Source organism: Shewanella morhuae (genome assembly GCF_900156405.1).
Taxonomy (GTDB): Bacteria; Pseudomonadota; Gammaproteobacteria; order Enterobacterales; family Shewanellaceae; genus Shewanella; species Shewanella morhuae.
In genome coordinates this window covers 20232-42637 of the sequence record NZ_FTNN01000013.1, presented here as the reverse complement: position 1 = coordinate 42637, position 22406 = coordinate 20232, and the positions used below count along the sequence as shown (strand labels likewise).

The window sequence follows — 22406 nt, the reverse complement described above, 5'->3', positions numbered from 1 at the left end:
TGTTACCTTTGTTCTTTATTCGCTTGGCTAGCTAGTTGGTTTAATACTTGGTCTTTAGCCAGCCAGATTTGATTCAATTGTTCTTGGAAGCTAATTTTAAAATCACGATCATTCATATAATCACCGCGCATGGCGGGATCGATGTCCGATATCTTAATGTGTACTTTAACGCTGGGCATTTTACCCGTCAGGTAGTCCCAATAGGTGGGCACTGTATCGGGATAGTAAATAGAAACATCGACTAACTTGTGGATCTGTTCACCCATGGCCGATAACGCAAAAGCCATGCCGCCTGCTTTAGGTTTTAATAAATGTTGGAACGGCGAATTTTGCTTTTGATGTTTAGCTTTGCTGAAGCGCGTGCCTTCGACAAAGTTCATCACACTCACTGGCTTAGCCTTGAATTTAGCGCAGGCTTTACGTGTAATTTCAATGTCTTTGCCTTTTAACTTAGGGTTTTTACGCAGCTGCGCTGTGCTATAACGACGCATAAAGGGAAAATCAAGTGCCCACCAGGCTAAGCCTAAAATCGGCACAAAAATTAATTCTTGCTTGAGAAAAAATTTTAAGAAAGGGATTTTTCGGTTAAAAACTCGCTGTAGGATCAAGATATCGACCCAAGACTGGTGATTGGCAATGACCATATACCATTCTTTAGTCGAAAAATCGGTATCGCCGCTCAGTTCTATTTTAACGGGGTGCAAGCAACGCTCAATCACACCATTAACACTAATCCACGCGCTGGCGCAAAAGTCGAGTACATGGCTAGTTGCAGTCCTTAATGGACTGATAGGTATCAGTTTTATAAAACTGATTAATACAATTGGGATAGTCCAAAAGATAGTATTAACAACGTAGCCTAAAAATGCGATACAGCCTTTGAATTGTGAAAACAGCGTCCCCATCCGAGCCCCCTGACAAAAATTGGAGGCCTATGTTACTCGGTGTCGGCGTTTGGCTCAATCTTAGGCGCCGCAGTTGGTGCATTTGTTTAACATTTATTTCAAGGTGAGTTCAATATTGCTGGGATAAGCGGGCGAGTAATCTATCCATTGCGCGGTAGCCTAAGGCTTGAGCAAGATGGCGACGTTCAGTGTTAGGTACTTGTTCAAGATCGGCAATCGTGCGCGCCACCTTTTGTATGCGATGGAAACTACGAACCGAAAGACCAAGTTTTACTACGCTTTGTTCTAAAAAGATTAAATCGGCATCGCTAATGCCGCTGAATATTTTGAGTTGTTTTCCTGTTAGCTCACTATTAAGCACTCCGGCACGGGCAAGTTGCCGCTCGCGTGCTAGTTTGACGCGTTTGGCGATATCTTGGCTGGTTTCTGTTTGCGGCGCTGCTTGTGTTAATGTGCCAGCGGGAAGTTTTGGCACTTCTATGGTTAAGTCAAAACGGTCGAGAAATGGACCTGAAAGCCGTGAAAGATAACGTTGGATTTGTTCGGGACTCGACCTGTGTTGACTATCGAGATCGCCGCTCGGGCTTGGGTTCATCGCGGCAATTAATTGGAATCGACTTAAAAATGTGAGTTTAGCGGCGGCGCGAGAAATCACCACTTCGCCAGTTTCCATCGGTTCGCGCAGACAATCTAAGACTTTTCGAGGAAATTCGGCGACCTCATCCAAAAACAATACGCCACGGTGAGCCAGGGAGATTTCACCGGGTTTGGGAATACTGCCGCCGCCCACGAGTGAAATAGCTGAGCTGGTGTGGTGCGGCGCTCGAAACGGCCGCTGTAAAAAGTACTGTGGTTTAATATCGAGTCCAGCAACCGAATGCAGCGCAGCCACTTCCAATGCTTCCTCATAATTGAGCGCGGGTAATAGCGCCATCATGCGGCTGGCGAGCATAGTCTTGCCCGTACCCGGCGGGCCAAGCATCAAGAGGTTGTGGTTTCCCGCAGCGGCAATTTCGAGTGCTTGTTTGGCCTGATATTGGCCAATCACATCGCTTAGGCAAGTATTTGATTCGGGCGTTTCTTGGCTTATCCACTCTAATTGCGGCGCTAACGTGGGCAGTTGGGTTTGCCCTTGTAAATAAGCGGCAAGGCTTTGCAAGTGCGAACCAAATAATACCTTGGAATAGCCGACGAGTTCGGCATCGTGACGGTTATCCAGTGGCAGGATTAAAGTATGTTCTTGGCGTTTAGCCGCGATGATCGCCGGTAATAATCCTTGGCAATAACGTATATGCCCAGAAAGCGCCAACTCACCGACAAACTCGAGATTTTTAAGGCTATTCAACGGAATTTGTTCCGAAGCCGCCAGTATGCCCACTGCTATGGGTAAATCGTAGCGGCCACCTTGTTTAGGTAAATCTGCTGGTGCGAGGTTGACTGTTATCCGCCGCATCGGGAATTCAAATCCAGCATTAATCAGTGCACTACGTACCCGCTCGCGAGCTTCTTTGACTGATGCTTCAGGTAAGCCTACTAGATTAAATGCGGGTAAGCCGTTACTGAGGTGTACTTCAACAGTGACCTCTGGGGCTTCTACCCCACAACTTGCTCGGGTAGTAACGCAGGCAATGGCCATAAACAAATCCTTTTGTGGTTCATTTCACGCAGAATTTGAGTGTAGCAGTAAATAGGATGATGGCTTTTTTGTTGAGTTGGCTATTTTTTTGAAATTGATATTACGCTGTAATGTAAATGCGATGACGTTTGTGACATGTCGTGAATTTATCTATTGAGGGCTCTACGGTAATATTCATATCATACAAATCATATGTGTAGTTGTATTCAAACTTGGAAGTTAAGTTGACCCTAACTTCCAGTGATGAATAATTAACCGCGGCTAATAATCGCGTTATTCAAAGCAGTAATAACTGATTCTATATAACCTTTATCTTCACTCATTAAAGCTTTATTTTCTCCTGCTGAAGTATTTAGAATGACAGTGTATTTATCTTTAGCTCCCTTTCAAGAGAACACACCTAAAGCTAAAAAAATAACTCCAATGATTTTCACTATGAACCCACCCAAAAAACAACATAAACCAATAAAAATAAGAAATACAGCCGCCCCTTTTGAAGCCGATATTATTCCTGATTTAACCGATGTAACATTACTTATAGCGTAGGTTTGACCTGAAACAATAAACCGACTATTGCTTACGCTGACATTTCCTTGATTAAAAAACACTTTTTCTTCCATGTTGAATCCTTATCTGTGTTTGGTTTAATGAGGATTTTGTGTCAATACAGTATTTAATTCAACAAATAAAAACATAACAAACTTTTAGTTGTTACATATGTTTCACATGCGCGGTCTGTCCTATGGTTCTGATCCTAATAGCAATCACCTACGAATGGGTATATGTAAAATTTATCCATGGCTGAGTTAATCTATCGCAGTCAAAAACTCCTCAAATCATATGTTGTATACGATGAAATTTAGAACTGTAAAGTTAATATTATTTGGCGATTGACAGTATCTAATCGCGCTAACCAATTGATAACATTTATATGAGATTGCGCTGCCAGTTTGCTTCTCTGATAAAAAATTATTCAAGCTGAGGAATATTAGCCCACAGATCGGATATAATATGTCGCCGATTATCGAGGTGACGATGCGCTCTTAGTAGCGTCTATGCTGCAATTCTGAACGTCTTTCAAATAATGCGACTAAGCTAAAATCATCGCTAAAACCATGTTGGCGTAGTCAAAACGATTGTTTTTTGTATGTGCTAGCAGATCAATCACTAAGGTCACAAAGTTCTGATACATTAGTGCCGTCGAGCCGAATAAAATAATTAAAAATATAATATTCAGTATATTAGGCTAAGTCGGCGGCTAAATTCTGGCTGAGGATAGTCACTAAAAATCGTCGAATATTGCGGTGTGATCCTAGCAGTAGAATTCGTATTCTGCGGAGGCGAGTCACGCACAACTTGAGCATTTGCAGATATACTCACAGCACTCTTTTTATTGTCATCTTAGTGTTTATTTATCAGTAATAGAGTGAGTTGGCGCGATGGGTGGGCGACTACGCTAATCCAATCATTGTGGCTTCAATACAATAAATTCAGCTGACACGCGAGCAATAAAGCGCGGGTTGGTCCTAGTTAGTCCAGTGTTAAATGAAAGGTGTTACATGAGTCTCTTTGATAACGTGATGATTATATTGTGCCTGATTGGCGCAAGTTGTTTCTTCTCTATGTCAGAAATTTCGCTTGCCGCTTCCCGCAAAATCCGTTTACGCCAGTTAGCCGATGAAGGTGATATACGAGCTGAAAAAGTGCTGCAGTTACAAGCCGTTCCAGGTAGTTTTTTTACCGTGGTACAAATTGGGCTTAATGCGGTAGCAATTATGGGCGGTATCGTGGGTGAATCGGCATTTCGGCCGTATTTCTATGGTCTGCTTATTCCTTGGTTAACCGATCCTTGGCTTAGCAAAGTGAGCTTTTTATGCTCGTTTGTGTTGGTAACTAGTGCCTTTATCTTGGTGGCTGACCTTATGCCTAAGCGTATCGCGATGGCAATGCCTGAGCCTGTCGCCTTAGCTGTTGTTGGACCTATGTCTTTCTGTATTGTGCTATTGCGCCCATTGGTGTGGGTTTTTAACGGTATGGCCAGTGGTATTTTTAAGCTATTGCAAATTCCTACCATTCGTAACGATGCCATTACTTCAGATGATATTTATGCGGTAATGAATGCGGGTGCAGAGGCTGGGGCACTCGATCGCGGCGATCAGCAGATGATGGAGAATGTGTTTGAAATGCAAACCGTTTCTGTTACTTCAGCGATGACAGCCCGCGAAAGTTTAGTGTATTTTTTACTGCAAGATAGTGAAGAAGATATCAAACGTAAGATTTCTGAAGATCCACACACTAAGTTTTTAGTGTGTGATGGTCAGCTCGATATGATCAAAGGGATTGTCGATGCTAAAGAGCTATTAATTCGAGTGATTAATGGTGAAAACATTACCTTAAAGGATACCAGCCTAGTCCACACCACCTTGATTATTCCTGATACGTTAAGCCTATCTGAGGCGATGGAATACTTTAAAAATAGTCGTGCCGATTTTGCGGTAGTGATTAACGAATATGCCCTCGTGGTCGGTATTGTTACTACTAACGATTTACAGCGCGCGGTGATGGGGGCTTGGTCATTACATGAGAGTGAAGAGCAAATTATTGCCCGCGATAGCAACTCTTGGCTGGTGGACGGGGTTACGCCGATTACTGACGTGATGCGCGCTTTTGGCATTGAAGAATTTCCGCATAATCAAAACTATGAAACGATTGCCGGTTTTATGATGTATATGCTGCGTAAAATCCCTAAGCGTACTGATTTTGTTAACTATGCAGGCTATAAGTTTGAAGTGGTTGATATCGACTCTTATAAAGTCGACCAGCTATTAGTGACTCGAATTGACCCGATTTCTACTGACAAGCTTAATTCCCCCGATATTTAACCTGCGGTGATGCGACTCATTTTGGCTAACATTTTAGCTGCAAAGGGTCGCGTCAGCTTAGGCGTAATTAATAATTCGATTCTTTACATTGCAGGCGTTTTAATCACCTCTAAAAATGCATTGATGATGGGTTCTGCCAAACGTTTTACCCTACAGCAGCAACCTAACTCGAATGGCTCTATCGTAACGGGCGACGATAATAGCTGAATACGATCCCGCACAGGGCTGTTATTGATCACCACCACAGGGCTCATGCTGATACCGCAGCCTAACGCCACCATAGAGGCAATCGCTTCTTGGCCCGACACTTGGGCATAAATATTGGGGCTAATACCCATTTGTTTGAACCAATTATCGGCGCGGCGTCGTCCAGGGCCATGATCAGCAATGATAAAGGGGACGTTCGACCAATCAATGGGATGTTGAGAAATCTGTTGTTGTACCGCGCAGCGAATAGTTGGAGCGATAATTGATAACGGCACATCGTCAATTTTGGCAAAGTGTAAGCTACTGGGGAATGGGTCTGGTAGGGCAGCAATGGCAATATCGGCTCGATTTTGCTGCACTTCAACCAAGGCGTTAGCCGCATCTCCTGTGGTTAATGCAATTTCGACAAATGGGTGCTCTTGGCGAAATAAATCTAACAAAGCGGGTAAATGGCTGTAGGCGGCAGTGACCGAGCAATACAGGTTTAATCGACCGCGCAGCACATCCTGTTTGAGGCTTATACTGTGTTTAAGCGTCTCCCAATGATTAAAAGTCTGTTCGGCAAATAGCTTAAATTCGCGCCCCGCATGGGTTAAGGTCACACTGCGATTGTCCCGCTCTAATAGTTTAGCGTTAACTTCCTCTTCTAATCTTTGCAATGCCCGGCTTAAGGTCGATGGGCTCACATGCATCTGCTCCGCCGTTTTGGCGAAGTGCAAACTGTCACATAAGTGCAGGTACAATTTGAGAGTACGAATATCCATGATCTTATCCTGTTTACCCTGTGCTTGAATGACGCCACATTTGAGTGTTTGTCTATCGCCGTTAGGTTTATTAAGCCGATATTACGTGGGCTGTCATTGTTGTTGACGTTGCGCATAATGCAATATGAAGTTCCGAATATATCATTTTAAGCAATGATAAGCATGGGTTATAGTGATTTCAATCACAACCAAGCCGTAACATTATGTTAGTTTGGTTGCGTCCAAAATTTCTGACTTATAGGTGGTATATCAGATGGCTAACTATTTTAACTCTCTGAATTTACGTCAACAATTAGCACAGCTTGGCCAATGTCGTTTCATGGATCGTTCTGAGTTTAGCGACGGCTGTAACTACATCAAAGATTGGAATATTGTTATTTTAGGTTGTGGTGCTCAAGGTCTTAACCAAGGCTTGAACATGCGTGATTCGGGTCTGAATATCTCTTTTGCCCTGCGTCCTGAAGCGATTGAACAGAAACGTGCCTCATGGCAAAAAGCGACCGACAACGGTTTTCGTGTCGGCACGTTTGAAGAATTAATCCCCGCGGCGGATCTGGTACTTAACCTGACGCCGGACAAACAGCATTCCAACGTGGTTAACGCTGTTATGCCACTGATGAAGCAAGGTTCTACCTTGTCTTACTCACACGGCTTCAACATCGTTGAAGAGGGCATGCAAGTTCGTCCCGATATCACTGTGGTGATGGTCGCCCCTAAGTGCCCAGGCACTGAAGTGCGTGAAGAATACAAACGTGGTTTTGGTGTACCTACCCTTATAGCGGTTCACCCAGAAAACGATCCAAACGGTGACGGCTTAGAGATTGCTAAAGCCTACGCTAGCGCAACGGGTGGAGACAGAGCCGGTGTTTTACTGTCGTCTTTCATCGCTGAAGTGAAGTCAGATCTGATGGGCGAGCAGACCATTCTGTGCGGTATGTTGCAGACGGGCGCCATCTTAGGTTACGAGAAAATGATCGCCGATGGCGTTGAGCCAGGCTACGCGGCCAAGCTTATCCAGCAAGGTTGGGAAACGGTCACTGAAGCGCTGAAACACGGCGGCATCACTAACATGATGGACCGTTTGTCTAATCCTGCCAAGATTAAAGCATTTGAAATTGCAGAAGATTTAAAAGAAATCCTCCAGCCATTATTTGAAAAGCACATGGATGACATCATCAGCGGCGAATTCTCTCGCACTATGATGGAAGACTGGGCGAACGATGATGCGAACCTACTGCGTTGGAGAGCCGAAACTGGCGAAACAGGTTTCGAAAATGCGCCCGTATCGAGCGAGCATATCGACGAACAAACCTATTTCGACAAAGGTATTTTCCTTGTCGCTATGATCAAAGCGGGTGTGGAACTGGCGTTCGACACTATGGTGTCTGCGGGTATCGTGGAAGAGTCGGCTTATTACGAGTCACTGCATGAAACTCCACTCATCGCCAACACGATTGCCCGTAAGCGTTTGTACGAAATGAACGTAGTGATTTCAGATACCGCCGAATACGGTTGCTACCTGTTTAACCACGCTGCGGTGCCTATGCTGCGCGATTACGTTAATGCCATGTCATCTGAGTATTTAGGTGCTGGTCTAAAGGACAGCGCAACCAGTGTCGACAACTTAACGCTCATCGCCGTTAACGAAGCGATTCGTGAAACCGCGGTGGAATATGTTGGCGCTGAGCTTCGTGGCTATATGACTGATATGAAAAGTATTGTTGAAGCTTAGTTGATTGGGGTCGCGCTTGAGTAGAAGGCTGAAACATCGCTTGCTACTCAACCGACCTCAACAGATTGAAGATCAGATTTTACAATCGTTTACGTACACATTTTTCCTGTTCAGTCAGTGGTCGAGCGGGCAAAAACGACACAGTTAAGTCAGTAAATGCTCAGTAGGTGAATGGCGCCCACTAAGTATCAATAGTTAACGTTTTACTTTGTTGTTTTGCATTGTCTCGGCAGGGAAGCTGAATTTTTTTGACAAAAAATATTTTTATTGTGTTTGGCTGTCGCTTTATGGTAAAGCTAATAGCTCGCGGTAGGGCAAGGCCCAAAGCGAAACTAACTTTCAAGTCATTCTCGATGTTAGAGAACCATTTTAAAAACACCGATTAGGGATCCATATTGATGTTTAACCAAGCTGCCAAGCTCATTCTCGTGATTATTACCGTCGTGATTATTAAATCACAGCGGGGGCGGCGCATGGCGAACTGATAGACCTAAAAGGTTAGAAGTTTCAAAAGAACCCCCCGCTCCGAAAGGACTGGGGGGTTCTTCGTTTCAGGGCTCAAGTTTTAGGGTCAAAGTTTGAAAAGGTATAAAAAGAGTCAATACTAGCGTCGATTTCGGCAATTCAGGACTAACGTAGCGAGAGAGAATATGGAACCAGGGCAGATGATCAGAGGCGCAGACGCGGTAATAAAAGTGTTAGCAGCACATGGCGTAACCACAGTGTTTGGTTATCCCGGTGGTGCCATTATGCCAATATACGATGCCCTCTATGGAAGCCCTGTCGAACACTTACTCAGCCGTCACGAACAAGGCGCCGCCTTTGCCGCGGTAGGATATGCCAGAGCCAGTGGTAAAACCGGTGTGTGCTTTGCGACCTCAGGCCCAGGCGCGACAAACCTCATCACTTCTTTAGCCGATGCATTATTAGATTCAGTGCCTCTTGTGGCCATCACCGGCCAAGTCTCCACCGCGGTTATCGGCACCGATGCATTTCAAGAAATCGACGTGCTAGGCATGTCACTGAGCTGCACTAAGCACAGTTTTATGGTGACAGACGTTAACGACCTGATCCCAACCTTGTATCAAGCCTTTGAAATCGCCGCATCGGGTCGCCCAGGCCCTGTGCTAGTGGATATCCCTAAAGACATTCAAATCGCCCACTTGGAATACCGCACACCTCTACTTGCGATTATAAATGAACCCCAAGCCCAGATGAGCGACATCGACGCCGCCCGTGCACTGTTGGCAGAAGCTAAACAGCCCATGTTGTATGTAGGTGGCGGCGTAGGTATGGCGGGCGCGGTGGATCAACTGCGTGAGTTTATCAAAGTCACTGGTATACCTTCGGTGGCAACTTTGAAAGGTCTTGGCAGTATTACCCACGGCACGTCTGGTTATTTAGGCATGTTAGGCATGCATGGCGGCAAGGCCGCTAACTTAGCGGTGCAGGATTGCGACTTGCTGATTGTGGTTGGTGCCCGTTTTGACGACCGAGTTACCGGCCGCTTAGCGAGCTTTGCCGATAAAGCCAAAGTGATCCATCTCGATATCGACGCCGCTGAACTAGGCAAATTGCGTATGCCAGAGGTGGCAATCGCCGGCGATTTACGCCAAATCTTGCCTGCCTTAGCCATGCCGATGAACATCACCCCTTGGCAGGCTGAGGTTGAGCATTTATCCCGTAAGCATCAATGGGATTATCAACACCCCGGCAGTTTGATCTACGCCCCTGCGCTGCTGCGCCGTTTAGCCAATAAGTTACCCGAGGACAGCGTTGTGTGCTGCGATGTAGGCCAGCACCAAATGTGGGTTGCCCAGCATATGTGGTTTCGCCGCCCTGAGGATCATCTATCCAGCGCAGGTTTAGGCACTATGGGCTTTGGCTTGCCTGCAGCGATTGGCGCTCAAGTGGCGCGCCCTGATGCCACAGTGGTCACAGTCTCTGGCGATGGTTCTTTTATGATGAATGTGCAGGAGCTGACCACCATCAAACGCCGTAAGCTGCCGGTAAAAATTGTGCTGGTTGATAACCAAAAGCTCGGCATGGTGAAACAGTGGCAGCAACTGTTTTTTGAAGAGCGTTACAGTGAAACGGATTTATCCGATAACCCAGATTTTGTCTTGCTGGCCTCGGCCTTTGATATTCCCGGCCGTACTATTTTTTCTTCCGACGAAGTGGAAGAAGCCTTAACCGAGATGTTAGCGGCAAAGGGTCCGTATTTGTTACACGTTGCAATTGACGATGCTTTTAACGTTTGGCCACTGGTGCCCCCCGGTGCATCAAACAGCGATATGATGGACGAAATGGAGAAACAAACATGATCTACTCTCTGGAGTTAACGGTTCAACAACGCCCCGAAGTGCTTGAGCGTGTTTTGCGTGTGACGCGTCACCGTGGTTTTACCATCACCCAAATGCAAATGCGCATGAACGACGATGCTAGCCTGTCGCTGGATATGGAGGTTGATAGCGATCGCGCCATTGAACTCCTAAGTAATCAACTGAATAAGCTAATTGATGTCACCTTGTGTAAGGTGTTGTTGCCGATGAGTTTGCAACAAACGGCCAGTGCATAAGTCGTTGCGTTAAGCTCGATTTCAGCCGCCGATTTTAGGGCTGACACGGGCGCTATAAATAAGGGCAGTGCAGCCAACGCTGTATTCGCCATGTGAATTAAGCATACCATTTTCGATTTAAGATAAAGGATACAGTCAATGCCAAAGTTACGATCAGCTACCAGTACCGAAGGCCGCAATATGGCGGGTGCCCGTGCGTTATGGCGCGCTACAGGGGTCAAAGACGGTGATTTTGGTAAGCCAATTATTGCGATTTCTAACTCCTTTACCCAGTTTGTACCGGGCCATGTGCACTTAAAAGACATGGGCTCACTCGTTGCGAGCGCCATTGAAGAAGCGGGCGGTATTGCAAAAGAGTTCAACACCATCGCCGTTGATGACGGTATCGCTATGGGTCACGGCGGCATGCTTTACAGCCTGCCATCGCGCGAGTTAATTGCCGACAGTGTGGAATACATGGTCAACGCCCACTGCGCTGATGCCTTAGTGTGTATCTCTAACTGCGACAAAATTACCCCCGGCATGCTAATGGCGGCGCTACGGCTTAATATTCCGGTGGTGTTTGTTTCTGGCGGGCCGATGGAGGCGGGTAAAACTAAGCTGTCGGATAAACTTATCAAGCTTGATTTAGTCGACGCGATGATTGCAGGCGCCGACACCAATGTTAGCGATGAAGACAGTGCCAAAATTGAACGTAGTGCGTGCCCAACCTGCGGCTCTTGTTCTGGTATGTTTACCGCTAACTCGATGAACTGTTTAACCGAAGCCCTAGGTCTATCTTTGCCGGGTAACGGCTCTATGTTGGCGACTCACGCCGATCGCCGTGAGCTGTTTTTAGAGGCTGGTCGGCGCGTGATGGCGCTGGCAAAACGCTATTACCATGAAGATGATGAGTCGGCCTTACCGCGTAATATCGCCAACTTTAAAGCCTTTGAAAACGCCATGACGCTTGATATCGCCATGGGCGGTTCATCTAACACAGTATTGCATTTATTGGCGGCAGCGCAGGAAGCCGATGTTGATTTTACCATGGCGGATATCGACCGTATGTCGCGCCTTGTACCGCACCTTTGTAAAGTAGCTCCCTCAACGCCTAAATACCATATGGAAGATGTACACCGCGCAGGCGGCGTAATGGGGATTTTAGGCGAGCTAGATAGAGCGGGATTACTGCATACCGATGTGTTCCATGTGGCGGCCAACAAGGGTGACACTTTTGCGGGCGGTACAGTCAGTGATGGCACCTTAAAGTCAGTATTAGCGCAGTACGACATCATGCAAACCCAAGATGACGCGGTAAAACACTTCTTTATGGCGGGGCCTGCTGGCATTCCAACCACTAAAGCCTTTAGCCAAGATTGCCGCTGGCCAACACTGGATAACGACAGACAAGAAGGCTGTATCCGCACCCGCGAATTTGCTTTTAGCCAAGAGGGCGGGCTCGCCGTGTTATCGGGCAACGTGGCTGAAAATGGTTGTATTGTTAAAACCGCGGGGGTGGATGAATCTAATCTAACGTTTGTTGGCTCTGCTCGCGTTTATGAAAGCCAAGATGATGCGGTTGCCGGCATTTTAGGCGGCGAAGTGGTCGCGGGTGATGTCGTGGTTATCCGTTATGAAGGCCCCAAAGGTGGCCCAGGAATGCAAGAAATGTTGTACCCGACCACATATTTAAAGTCGCGCGGTTTAGGTAAAGTTTGCGCGCTGATTACCGATGGTCGTTTCTCCGGTGGTACCTCAGGTTTATCTATAGGTCACGTATCGCCAGAAGCGGCGGCAGGCGGCACTATCGCCTTGGTTGAAAACGGCGATCGCATCGAAATTGATATTCCGGCGCGCAGTATTAAGCTGGCGTTAAGCGATGCTGAACTCGCTGCTCGGCGCGAAAAAATGCACAGTCTTGGCCCATTGGCGTGGAAACCTATCGGTCGAGAGCGTTTTGTGTCACTCGCGCTTAAAGCCTACGCCATGCTCGCCACCAGTGCCGATAAGGGCGCGGTGCGCGATCGCAGTAAACTGGAGGACTAATATGTTACCACTTGCAGCGCAAGCTCAGACGGATTTAGCCCATTTTCAGTTGGCACAGAGCTATCTGCAAAAAATCCTGTTGTCATCAGTGTATGACATCGCGAAAGTGACGCCACTTTCAAGCATGAACAAGTTATCGGCGCGTTTAGGCTGTCAGGTCTTTTTGAAGCGTGAAGATATGCAGCCAGTGCATTCCTTTAAGTTACGCGGTGCCTATAACCGTATTGCGCAGCTAACCAAGGACGAATGTCAGCGCGGCGTAGTGTGCGCATCAGCCGGTAATCATGCCCAAGGTGTGGCTATGTCGGCGGCGAGTCGCGGTGTGGATGCGGTGATTGTGATGCCAGAAACCACGCCCGATATCAAAGTCGATGCGGTGCGCCGTTTAGGTGGCAACGTGGTATTACATGGCCAAGCTTTCGATCAAGCCAATGGCTTTGCGATGGCGTTGGCGAAAGAAGAGGGCCGAGTTTATATCGCCCCCTTTGATGATGAAGCCGTGATAGCCGGCCAAGGCACTATCGCCCAAGAGATGTTGCAGCAGCAGCGCGATCTTGAAGTGATATTTGTACCCGTGGGCGGCGGCGGTTTAATCGCGGGTATCGCTGCGTATTACAAGGCCGTGATGCCGCAGGTGAAAATTATCGGCGTAGAGCCAGAAGATGCCGCTTGTTTAAAGGCGGCGATGGCGGCAGGCGAGCCAGTGACGCTGGCGCAGGTTGGTTTATTTGCCGACGGCGTGGCGGTAAAACGCATTGGCACTGAGCCGTTTCGGGTCGCTAAACTCTATGTTGATGAAGTGGTGACGGTCACCTCGGATGAAATTTGCGCGGCGGTGAAAGATATTTTTGAGGACACCCGTGCTATAGCCGAACCAGCGGGAGCTTTGTCGCTGGCGGGGCTTAAAAAATATGTCAGCATAAATGCCAGCGGCGAAAGTGGTAAAGGTGGCTTTGGTAATGGTGAAAAGTTAGCGGCGATTTTAAGCGGCGCAAACGTGAATTTTCACAGTTTGCGATATGTGTCGGAGCGCTGCGAACTCGGCGAGCAAAAAGAAGCAGTATTAGCGGTGAAAGTCCCTGAACGTCCAGGAAGCTTCTTAAAATTCTGTGAGTTACTCGATAGGCGAGTAATGACAGAGTTTAACTATCGTTTCAGCAGTCGCGATCTGGCTGTAGTGTTTGCAGGCATTCGCTTAAGCCGCGGCCAAGGCGAGCTAGAGCACATTATTACCACCTTAAAGGCTAATGGTTTTGAGGTGCAGGATTTGTCGGGTGACGAAACCGCTAAATTGCATGTGCGCTATATGGTGGGTGGACATCCACCTGAGCCGTTAGAAGAGCGCTTATTTAGCTTCGAGTTCCCCGAGCATCCCGGTGCACTGCTGAAATTTTTAACTACATTGCAAAGCAAATGGAATATCAGTTTGTTTCATTATCGTAATCACGGTGCGGCCTTTGGCCGAGTGTTAGCGGGTTTTGAAGTACCTGCGAGTGATGCCTTGCCATTCCAGCAGTTTTTAACTGAACTGGATTTTGTGTATCAAGAGGAAACCGACAGCCCAGCTTATCAATTGTTCTTAAATGCAAATAATAAACTAAATAAATAAATAAAAAACAATTGGTTATCACTGCATTTTCCATTGTTTTATAACTAATATAGTGACCACTTAGGCTAAAGGAGGAGCGCACATGCGCGCCTTTTTGTGGTAGCTTGGATAAAGTTAAGAGCGAATACTCTAACAGTATCTATGTTAACTATTCGCCAATACCCTAATACACATAATAAGAGTAAGACCTCAACCTGCACGCATTAAGGAGCCATGATGTTACCAGCACCGCATTTTATCGCTTTTAATCCACCTCGCCGTATTTTGATGGGCCCAGGCCCGTCGGATGTTTACCCTGAAGTGCTTGCCGCGCAAGCCAGACCAACAGTCGGCCATTTAGACCCGCTGTTTGTGGGCATGATGGATGAACTCAAGAGCCTAATTCAATACGCTTTCCAAACTAAAAATGAAATGACTATGGCAGTCTCTGCGCCGGGCAGTGCGGGCATGGAAACCTGTTTTGTTAACTTAGTTGAGCCGGGCGAGAAGGTGATTGTTTGTCGTAATGGGGTGTTTGGTGACCGAATGCGCCAAAACGTCGAACGCATGGGCGCCATTGCTGTGCTGGTGGACAACGAATGGGGCACACCTGTCGATCCTGCTGCGGTGGAAGCGGCGCTGAAAGCCCATCCTGATGCAAAGTTTTTAGCCTTTGTACATGCCGAAACCTCAACTGGCGCTTTGTCCGATGCCAAAACTTTGTGTGCATTAGCCAAGCAATACGGTTGTTTATCCATAGTCGATGCGGTCACGTCCCTTGGCGGTGTCGAGTTAAGAGTCGACGAATGGAGAATCGATGCAATTTATTCAGGTAGCCAGAAGTGTCTTTCCTGCGTACCGGGTTTATCACCCGTGTCATTCTCACTAGCTGCGGTCGAAAAACTTAAAAACCGCAAAACCCCAGTACAAAGTTGGTTCCTCGATCAAAGCCTAGTCATGGCCTATTGGACCAGCGCGGGCGGCAAGCGCAGTTATCATCACACTGCGCCAGTTAATGCGCTTTATGCACTGCATGAATCCCTGCGTATTTTGGCGGCCGAAGGTTTAGAAAATGCATGGCAACGCCATCACGAGATGCATTTAGTGCTGCGTGCTGGGCTTGAAAAGTTAGGGCTTAATTTTGTGGTCGCCGAAGATTATCGCTTACCACAGCTGAATACGGTTTATATCCCAGCAGGTGTCGATGACGGTGCAGTGCGCACTCGTTTACTGAAGGATTACAACCTCGAAATCGGCGCAGGCCTTGGCGCCTTAGCAGGTAAAGCATGGCGCATCGGCCTAATGGGCTTTGGCGCCCGCCGCGAGAATGTCTCTTTATGCCTCAAGGCATTAGAAGAGGTCTTGAGCTAAGCGACGGCACCGTCATCCCCGCACTGCATTTGAGCGGGGATCCAGATTTTAGGTAACTGAAGTTTGATTGAGCACTGTCATTCCAGTGACACGCCATGAACTCATCCCTGAGGGCTCGACGGCGGCATTCATGCCGCCAACGGTCACTTCCATGACAGTGCTTAACCCAGTTAAGCCCTTGGTATGTCTGATAGTCTGCTTAATTCTCAGATATTTTTAGCCGTCATTCCCGCAATGCTTTGAGCGGGAATCCAGCTTTGGGTATCTTAATTTTGTTATTAGGAGAATTTAACAATGGGTGGTTCGTTAAATTCCGTTAAATTTATATTGGTGGCTGGATTTTCCGGCGGCAAGTAGTTGATTTTATAAATTTAAATTATCCTAGTAGCTAAACTACTATCAATAATTTAAAACCTATGAAAAATTCCCCCAATCGAATGAATGTTGCCGAACTGATTTATTTTGGAGTTATAGGTCTTTTGATTGTGAGACAGATATTAGTTCAAGAAGGTTTCGTTATATCAAACCTAAGTAGTGACGTTTGGGTTGCTATTGCGGCGGCAATGATTGCCTTATGTGCACTAGGTGTATCAATTCAACAGTCTAGGTCATCAATTAGACACAACAAATTGAGTGTAAGACCTAAGCTAACATTGGAATATGCAAAGCTCGATGGCGCGCCCAAAATAGGTTTGTCACTGACGAATACAGGGTTAGGGCCTGCCATCATAAACAAAATTGTGATTAAGCGGGCGGGATTGTCATATGAATGCAATACAGAAAAATTTATTAAATTTTTACCTGTTCAACAAACCAGAAATCAAAAAGGAGAATTGGTTTCAACAAATGTGGAAGTTGGATTCAGTTTCTCGTGTATCGGTACAGGTACAACTTTAGAGGTTGGTAAATCTATCTGGCTTATCTGGCATGATTCTCCAACACCTTTACAACGATCTTATTGGGAGATTGCATTATTAGGGGTGGACATTGATGCTATATATGAATCTATGTATGGCGAAGAGTTTTCCATCAATTTGGGGTCAATTAAATTTACCGATTAACATCGGAAGAAAAAAAATGGACACCCAATGTTAATTGCGAGGTAGTTAACCCCCGACTATGCTTTGCTTAAGCATTTAACAAGGAGGTTTTTATGCTGCGCCCTCGTAGAATTCAGAACAGTGTCAAACTTCTTATTTAACATCAGACCTTTCTATCATTGCTGCAATCGCGTGGTAATACGCAGGAGTGAAAAATTTGGTTTTTACCACTGACTTGGTAAGCGTAATCGGGTGTGGAATACCCGCAAGATGTGGATCTCATCTTGTTGTACCCTGTACGGAATGATGAACGGGTAATCCTGCACCACCAGTTCCCTTGTGCCTGTCACGCGCCCTGCGCGGCCCATAGCGGGTTGAATCGTCAATAAGTTCACCAAGCGATAAACGTCTTGCACGAATGCTTGGGCGATCATAGGGTTGTCTTTGGCAAAGTAATCATGGGCATCTTCAAGATTTTGCGCGGCTTTACGCAGCCATCTAACCTGCATTGTTCCCCCAGTGCTTGAACTTCGCATTCATCTCGTTCTCAGGCACAAAATCCCCGTCATCAGCTTCACGCAATGCCGTTTGAATTTCGGCAATCTGCCATGCTTCTCTATCTAAATAATCTTGAATTGCTTGATTGGCCAACCAAGATTTTGTTCTACCGGTTGACTGGGCTAGTTGTACCAGCTTTTGCTCGCTTTCATCGGATAAGCGTACTGACATGACACTCATAATAAACCTCAACATATAATGTATACATTAAACTACATTACACTGATTGGGGTAAAATTGCTATGTTGTGCCTATAAGCCAAGGGACATTTGATTTATTTTCAGAATCAAGTGTTTGGCAAAAAGATAGTACAGGCATATCTTTCCTCTTGGCGATTATTCTAAATCTTGATTCAAAAGATATGGCCGCTGAGATGGTTACCTCTGTCTGGGTATTGGACTTCGGGTGGCCTATCTCGCAGGATGCACAATAGTTAACGGGATTAAGCACTGGCATGTAGGTGACCGTTCGTGACAGGGATGTCACGGTCGAGCACACAGGGATGTGCTTGCAGCGCGTCACTGGAATGACAGTGCTTAATCATTTCTCACGTCACAGAGTCAGAACGTACACATCTTTTGAGGTACTCTTCGTCGAATCTTTTTTATAACTAAAGCCAGTGAGTCACGGGAATGTCAGTGCTTAATCGAAACTCCCTAAATATGCACAAGATAATTAGCCTCCGCTTTTTCATAGTTGACATATAATGTCACACCGTTATGATGCCAGCACCTCTGGTTATATAAAGATCCTATAAATGAAAAAGTTATTTATTATGCTGGCGATGATTTTTGCGGTTAGTTTGGTTACTAGCCCAGTTGTAGAAGCAAAAAAATTCGGCGGTAGTAAGTCTATTGGCAAAAGCCATAAAACAGCTCCGGCTCAGCCTGCGGCGACTAACACTCCTACTACGGCACCAGCGGGCGCGCCGGGTAAAAAAGGGATGATGGGCGGCATGTTAGGCGGTTTATTAGCTGGCGGCCTACTAGCTGCGCTGTTTATGGGCGGTGGCTTTGAAAATATTCAAATTATGGATATTTTGATCATGGCGTTGGTGGCATTTGTGCTATTTAAAATCGTCCGTACTGTGATGGCCTCAAAAGCAGGTGCGCAGCAAAGGCCGGCCTATGCGGGTGCGAGCCAACCAAGCCCTAATATGCAGCGTGAAGCAGCAGAGCAAACAGGGACTGCTAACAGCGGTAGTAATGGTTTTGGCCAAGCGGCAAGCGATGTTCCGTTTGATTTGCCAGCAGGTTTTGATTTACCAGGCTTTTTAGAAGGCGCGCGCAGCCACTACAAAACGCTACAACTGGCGTGGAATGAAAACGACTTAAGTAAGATCCAAGAGTATGTTTCGATTGAACTTTACAATGAGCTCAATAGTCAACGCCGCGAATTAACCGGTGACCAGCACACAGAAGTGATGTTTTTGGATGCTGAACTGGTACGCGCCACACACAATGCAAATCTTGCGGAAGTGAGTGTTAAATTTAGCGGCCGCTATCGCGATACCGTTGAAGGCGTAGAAGAGGAAATTAAGGAAGTATGGCATTTAGAGCGTAACGTAACGCAAGCCAACTCACCTTGGTTAATCGTGGGTATTGAGCAGTAATCAGTTCGCACTCAAAGCAGCCTTAATCCTTTAAGGCTGCTGTCTTTATTCCCTCTCTAATGATGCGGCGCTTGTATTTATTAATAAATTTGAGCCGATATCGCCACTCAACTTTATTAAACAAACTGCCTGATGGCGATTGCCAGAATCAACACTGGACAAACATACTTCACATACCTTGGCCAGATGCGCCAGAAAAGCCCCGAGCTATCGACATGTTCTTGCTCGCGTATGGCCCTAATTAGCTGTGTTTGACGCCAAATCCAACCTAAATAAATTGCAATGCCGAGTGCAACTAATGGCTGGGCTATTTGGGTGGTGAGCGTGACCATGAAGCTAAATAGCGCATCAAAAAATACCGCCAGTAATAGGGATAATGACGTCAACAATAAGCCGATGATCAAGGTCGCGTGTTGGCGGCTGAGTGTAAACTTTTGCATCACATAACTCGTCGGCACTTCGGCGATTGAGATAGCAGAAGTTAAGCCTGCGATGATTAGCAGAATAAAGAACACTACGCTGATGATGAGGTTCGCCGTGTCGCCTAAGGTTGAGAATAAAGCGGGTAAAACGGTAAACACCAACGCATCTGAATCGAGTAATTTACCCTCGGCATTAAAAATTTCTACGCCATTTTGCTGGGCGACATACATGGCAGGAATAATTAAAAAAGCCGCGAGAAAGGCGATGCCACTGTCGGTAAAAGCGACCCAGACGGTTAGCTTGGCGATATTTTCTTTTTGATTCAGATAACTGCCATAAACCATCATGGCACCTGTGCCTATGGTGAGGGAGAAGAAGGTTTGTCCGAGTGCGCTGATCAAGGTGTCTGGTGCTAAAGCCTTGGCAAAGTTGGGTGTTAATAGCGCATTAATCCCTTCGCTGGCGCCATTAAGGGTGAAGATATACGTCACGCCTGCAATAAGCATGATCAGTAGTAACGGCATTAGGCGTTTCGACCATTTTTCGATACCTTCTTGCACGCCTTGCAGTAGTACCAAAAACACCAGTGTGCTAAAAATTAGCGTAAACAGCAGATTACGTGACAGCGAGAAATCTACTAGCCATGCCGCAGTATCGTTCGAGCCTAAAGCCGTGGCAATGGGGGCTATGGCGTAGCTAATGAACCAGCCTGAAAGAATGCTGTAGAAGGTATAAATTAATCCTGCAGTTACGATAGAAACCAAACCTATGGTCTTGCCTAAGTTACGGGTTAGCGCGTTAAAGCCGAGTTTGCCCATCGCATCGGCGGGGTTAGTTTGCCCGTGGCGACCAATCATGAGTTCGGCCATCAACATGGGAATACCTAGAATAAAAATCAGCACGAGGTAAACCAGTAAGAAGGCCCCTCCGCCATGAGTGGCCGCTTGGGTGGGGAAGCCCCAAATATTGCCTACGCCAACGGCGCTACCGGCTGCTGCCATGATAAAACCTAAGCGTGAACTGAAGTGATTAGTTGAACTTGTATTGGCCGCTTGCATTGTGCCTCCCGTAAAAAGAAGGCGTATCTTAGGCGGATAAAGCAGAATTTCAACGCAATATTAGTGCGTTAATGTGATGTTAATTAGCCGCTTTATCTCAATAATTGGTACTTTTTTGACGTTATATTTCGCCTTTAGGCTTTTTGTGAGATTAAATTGCTAGCAGTTGTGGCTGGGGGCCTAATGTTAGCGAATAATTGCGATGATAAAAATTCAATGAATGGTGCATTTTGGTCTGTAAAACACGCGATGACAGATATTTTATTAATATTTAAACGCCATGGGAGTTTTACCGTGGTTTATGGCTGAATGTTGATATGACTTAAGGGGATCGCGGTGTGGTCTTTGACCTTTTTTAGCACAAAGCTGGAATGTACGCCGGCGATATGCACATTTGTGGTGAGTTTATCTAACAGGAAGGTGCGAAAGTGCGCCATATCTTGCACCAGCACAGTGAGTTGATAATCGGCCTCTGAACCTGTGATGAGCGCGCATTCTTGGACTTCTTCATAGGCGATAACATTAGCTTCAAACTGATTCAAAATATCTGGCGTGTGTTTTTCCATCCGCACATGGATATAGGCGGTCAAATGCAGGTTAAACTTCTCCGCCGACAGACGAGTGGCGTAATCGGCAATATAACCAGCTTCCTCTAAGGCTTTTACACGGCGCGAACAAGGGGGCGGTGATAGGCCAACTTTATTAGCCAGTTCGAGGTTAGATAGCCGCCCATGAGTTTGCAGTAAGCGCAAAATAGTTAAATCGAGTTGGTCGAGTTTATACTGCTGAGTTTCAGTCATTGAAAATTGCGGTTTGGCGGAGTTAGCCACCAGTGTGCCAGTTTTAGCCCACTTTTCCAAAAATCTCGTTTAAATAGTGCTTTGAGATTATAAAGCCGATTATCTTGCATCAGTCTCACCTTGGCTGTTCTTAGCCCAAGGTGTACGAAATTAATGGCTTTTAATCGACAGTGGAGACAAAGCTAACTGATAGATTTTTCAAGCATATACCGTTTGAACGGGCGGAGTTTATTAACGATAAAAATACCAAACCCACTGGTGAAAGCCGCGAGAATAGTTGAAAACAGCACATCTTGTGGCCAATGCATACCTAATAACATGCGGCTTAGCCCCATTAGTAATGCCCAAGTGACTAACGCTAGCGTAAAGCGGGGCAATCCAGCTAGTAGTAGGTAGTAGCCAGCGGTGAGCACTAGCGTTACAGCAAATATGGTATGCCCAGATGGGAACGAATAGCTCACTTCATTTTGCCAATGTTGGTGAATGCGAGGGGTAAATTTTATTTCAGGTTTAACGACCTTTAGCCCTTCGAGTGCGGTCGCAATTGCCGTTGAACGGCTTGGTTTATCTAGTTGATAAAAACTATCGAGTGAAAGCTGCGCATCGCTAGGTAAATCTTGTTGGGCGAGGAAAACCAAATTCGGCCTAGGCTCCTTAAAGTAAGGTTTCAGCGTGTGACTTAAGGCTAAACTCGATAATTGGCTGAGACTAATGGCTAAAAAGAAGCTAATAAAGAGTGCTTTAGGCATCATGCGATAGCCTATCAGTAGCACGAATACAACGGTGGCAATGCCATATGGGGCAGTACCCGTTGACGTTATCCAATATAAGAGAGTTGCTAAGTTGGATTGTAGGTCGATTAACGGAAACAGCTGATACCGTGTCAGTAACAGTAATCCAGGAATAATCATCAGTAGTAGCCAAGCTAAGCCTAAACGACGCAGAAGATAAACGTTTTTGGTCAAAATATTAGTCTCTTAATAAACGTTATAGGCTACAACGTGATAATGGTATAGCCAATAAAAAATCTTTAAAAAATGGTGAGTTAAGGGTTAACCTTAACCTCGCTTACTGTAATGGCCTTAGAAAACGCAGTGAGGGTGAATCAATTGGATGAGGTTTACAGTACAGCGTTAAATAGTGCCGTGAGTGAATATGATGGGTAAGTTGTATGATTTCCCTATAGGGCTATGTGCTAAGTGTTAACTAGCAAAAAAGCACAGT

The 22406-nt window shown here is 46.1% G+C and carries 18 protein-coding genes; 9 read left to right on the top strand and 9 right to left on the bottom strand.

The window, feature by feature from the left end:
* Nucleotides 1–2: 2 nt before the first annotated feature.
* The 3 genes from BW947_RS14435 to BW947_RS19090 form a co-directional block, all read right to left on the bottom strand.
* Entirely contained in the window at nt 3–905 is a 903-nt protein-coding gene (locus BW947_RS14435) for an acyltransferase (RefSeq protein WP_076500723.1), read from the bottom strand.
* A gap of 109 nt (nt 906–1014) precedes the next feature.
* Complete coding sequence (locus BW947_RS14430; protein WP_076500721.1) at nt 1015–2541, bottom strand: YifB family Mg chelatase-like AAA ATPase; 1527 nt, start codon at nt 2539–2541, stop codon at nt 1015–1017.
* Between the two features lie 386 nt (nt 2542–2927).
* Entirely contained in the window at nt 2928–3161 is a 234-nt protein-coding gene (locus BW947_RS19090) for a DUF6232 family protein (protein WP_425272280.1), read from the bottom strand.
* A gap of 939 nt (nt 3162–4100) precedes the next feature.
* Between BW947_RS19090 and paeA the strand changes: the two genes are divergently transcribed.
* Nucleotides 4101–5423, top strand: coding sequence for a polyamine export protein PaeA (gene paeA / locus BW947_RS14420; protein WP_076500719.1), 1323 nt, complete (start codon nt 4101–4103; stop codon nt 5421–5423).
* Nucleotides 5424–5506: 83 nt separating this feature from the next.
* Here paeA and ilvY read toward each other — a convergent pair whose 3' ends face one another.
* Entirely contained in the window at nt 5507–6394 is an 888-nt protein-coding gene (ilvY, locus tag BW947_RS14415; protein WP_076500717.1) for an HTH-type transcriptional activator IlvY, read from the bottom strand.
* Nucleotides 6395–6647: 253 nt separating this feature from the next.
* Here ilvY and ilvC point away from each other — a divergent pair, with 253 nt between their 5' ends.
* The 7 genes from ilvC (at nt 6648) to BW947_RS14370 (ending at nt 16752) form a co-directional block, all read left to right on the top strand.
* On the top strand, nt 6648–8126 hold the full coding sequence (gene ilvC / locus BW947_RS14410) for a ketol-acid reductoisomerase (protein ID WP_076500715.1): 1479 nt from the start codon (nt 6648–6650) through the stop codon (nt 8124–8126).
* Between the two features lie 650 nt (nt 8127–8776).
* On the top strand, nt 8777–10450 hold the full coding sequence (ilvG, locus tag BW947_RS14395; protein WP_076500711.1) for an acetolactate synthase 2 catalytic subunit: 1674 nt from the start codon (nt 8777–8779) through the stop codon (nt 10448–10450).
* Nucleotides 10447–10704, top strand: coding sequence for an acetolactate synthase 2 small subunit (ilvM, locus tag BW947_RS14390; protein ID WP_076500709.1), 258 nt, complete (start codon nt 10447–10449; stop codon nt 10702–10704). The genes ilvG and ilvM overlap by 4 nt, the downstream gene beginning before the upstream one ends.
* 138 nt (nt 10705–10842) lie before the next feature.
* The gene (gene ilvD / locus BW947_RS14385) at nt 10843–12732 is read left to right on the top strand and encodes a dihydroxy-acid dehydratase (RefSeq protein ID WP_076500707.1); all 1890 of its coding nucleotides are present in this window, start codon (nt 10843–10845) and stop codon (nt 12730–12732) included.
* 1 nt (nt 12733) lies between these two features.
* A complete protein-coding gene (gene ilvA / locus BW947_RS14380; protein ID WP_076500706.1) occupies nt 12734–14341 on the top strand; it encodes a threonine ammonia-lyase, biosynthetic in 1608 nt (535 codons plus the stop codon).
* Between the two features lie 216 nt (nt 14342–14557).
* Nucleotides 14558–15691 (top strand): pyridoxal-phosphate-dependent aminotransferase family protein, encoded by a 1134-nt coding sequence (locus BW947_RS14375; protein ID WP_076500705.1) that lies wholly within the window; start codon nt 14558–14560, stop codon nt 15689–15691.
* A gap of 416 nt (nt 15692–16107) precedes the next feature.
* Nucleotides 16108–16752 (top strand): hypothetical protein, encoded by a 645-nt coding sequence (locus tag BW947_RS14370; protein WP_143562259.1) that lies wholly within the window; start codon nt 16108–16110, stop codon nt 16750–16752.
* Nucleotides 16753–16955: 203 nt separating this feature from the next.
* Here BW947_RS14370 and BW947_RS14365 read toward each other — a convergent pair whose 3' ends face one another.
* Together BW947_RS14365 and BW947_RS14360 are read right to left on the bottom strand one after the other, a co-directional pair.
* Entirely contained in the window at nt 16956–17240 is a 285-nt protein-coding gene (locus BW947_RS14365) for a type II toxin-antitoxin system RelE/ParE family toxin (RefSeq protein WP_076500702.1), read from the bottom strand.
* Nucleotides 17230–17469, bottom strand: a complete 240-nt coding sequence (locus BW947_RS14360) for a CopG family ribbon-helix-helix protein (protein WP_076500700.1) — start codon at nt 17467–17469, stop codon at nt 17230–17232. Before BW947_RS14360 ends, BW947_RS14365 begins: the two co-directional genes overlap by 11 nt.
* A gap of 577 nt (nt 17470–18046) precedes the next feature.
* On the opposite strand from BW947_RS14360, the gene BW947_RS14355 reads away from it, so the two are divergent.
* Complete coding sequence (locus BW947_RS14355; RefSeq protein ID WP_076500698.1) at nt 18047–18901, top strand: Tim44 domain-containing protein; 855 nt, start codon at nt 18047–18049, stop codon at nt 18899–18901.
* A 116-nt stretch (nt 18902–19017) separates the two neighbouring features.
* Here BW947_RS14355 and BW947_RS14350 read toward each other — a convergent pair whose 3' ends face one another.
* The 3 genes from BW947_RS14350 to BW947_RS14340 all read right to left on the bottom strand — a co-directional run bounded on the left by BW947_RS14350 (nt 19018) and on the right by BW947_RS14340 (nt 22147).
* Complete coding sequence (locus BW947_RS14350) at nt 19018–20382, bottom strand: sodium-dependent transporter (protein ID WP_076500696.1); 1365 nt, start codon at nt 20380–20382, stop codon at nt 19018–19020.
* Between the two features lie 299 nt (nt 20383–20681).
* A complete protein-coding gene (locus tag BW947_RS14345; RefSeq protein WP_076500848.1) occupies nt 20682–21182 on the bottom strand; it encodes an Lrp/AsnC family transcriptional regulator in 501 nt (166 codons plus the stop codon).
* Between the two features lie 182 nt (nt 21183–21364).
* Nucleotides 21365–22147, bottom strand: coding sequence for a phosphatase PAP2 family protein (locus tag BW947_RS14340; protein WP_076500694.1), 783 nt, complete (start codon nt 22145–22147; stop codon nt 21365–21367).
* Between the last annotated feature and the right edge of the window lie 259 nt (nt 22148–22406).

What these genes read in the sequence shown, in the direction of transcription:
- BW947_RS14435 (WP_076500723.1), bottom strand. Translation starts at nt 905, where the DNA reads ATGGGGACGCTGTTTTCACAATTCAAAGGCTGTATCGCATTTTTAGGC.
- BW947_RS14430 (WP_076500721.1), bottom strand. Translation starts at nt 2,541, where the DNA reads ATGGCCATTGCCTGCGTTACTACCCGAGCAAGTTGTGGGGTAGAAGCC.
- BW947_RS19090 (WP_425272280.1), bottom strand. Translation starts at nt 3,161, where the DNA reads ATGGAAGAAAAAGTGTTTTTTAATCAAGGAAATGTCAGCGTAAGCAAT.
- paeA (WP_076500719.1), top strand. Translation starts at nt 4,101, where the DNA reads ATGAGTCTCTTTGATAACGTGATGATTATATTGTGCCTGATTGGCGCA.
- ilvY (WP_076500717.1), bottom strand. Translation starts at nt 6,394, where the DNA reads ATGGATATTCGTACTCTCAAATTGTACCTGCACTTATGTGACAGTTTG.
- ilvC (WP_076500715.1), top strand. Translation starts at nt 6,648, where the DNA reads ATGGCTAACTATTTTAACTCTCTGAATTTACGTCAACAATTAGCACAG.
- ilvG (WP_076500711.1), top strand. Translation starts at nt 8,777, where the DNA reads ATGGAACCAGGGCAGATGATCAGAGGCGCAGACGCGGTAATAAAAGTG.
- ilvM (WP_076500709.1), top strand. Translation starts at nt 10,447, where the DNA reads ATGATCTACTCTCTGGAGTTAACGGTTCAACAACGCCCCGAAGTGCTT.
- ilvD (WP_076500707.1), top strand. Translation starts at nt 10,843, where the DNA reads ATGCCAAAGTTACGATCAGCTACCAGTACCGAAGGCCGCAATATGGCG.
- ilvA (WP_076500706.1), top strand. Translation starts at nt 12,734, where the DNA reads ATGTTACCACTTGCAGCGCAAGCTCAGACGGATTTAGCCCATTTTCAG.
- BW947_RS14375 (WP_076500705.1), top strand. Translation starts at nt 14,558, where the DNA reads ATGTTACCAGCACCGCATTTTATCGCTTTTAATCCACCTCGCCGTATT.
- BW947_RS14370 (WP_143562259.1), top strand. Translation starts at nt 16,108, where the DNA reads ATGAAAAATTCCCCCAATCGAATGAATGTTGCCGAACTGATTTATTTT.
- BW947_RS14365 (WP_076500702.1), bottom strand. Translation starts at nt 17,240, where the DNA reads ATGCAGGTTAGATGGCTGCGTAAAGCCGCGCAAAATCTTGAAGATGCC.
- BW947_RS14360 (WP_076500700.1), bottom strand. Translation starts at nt 17,469, where the DNA reads ATGAGTGTCATGTCAGTACGCTTATCCGATGAAAGCGAGCAAAAGCTG.
- BW947_RS14355 (WP_076500698.1), top strand. Translation starts at nt 18,047, where the DNA reads ATGAAAAAGTTATTTATTATGCTGGCGATGATTTTTGCGGTTAGTTTG.
- BW947_RS14350 (WP_076500696.1), bottom strand. Translation starts at nt 20,382, where the DNA reads ATGCAAGCGGCCAATACAAGTTCAACTAATCACTTCAGTTCACGCTTA.
- BW947_RS14345 (WP_076500848.1), bottom strand. Translation starts at nt 21,182, where the DNA reads ATGACTGAAACTCAGCAGTATAAACTCGACCAACTCGATTTAACTATT.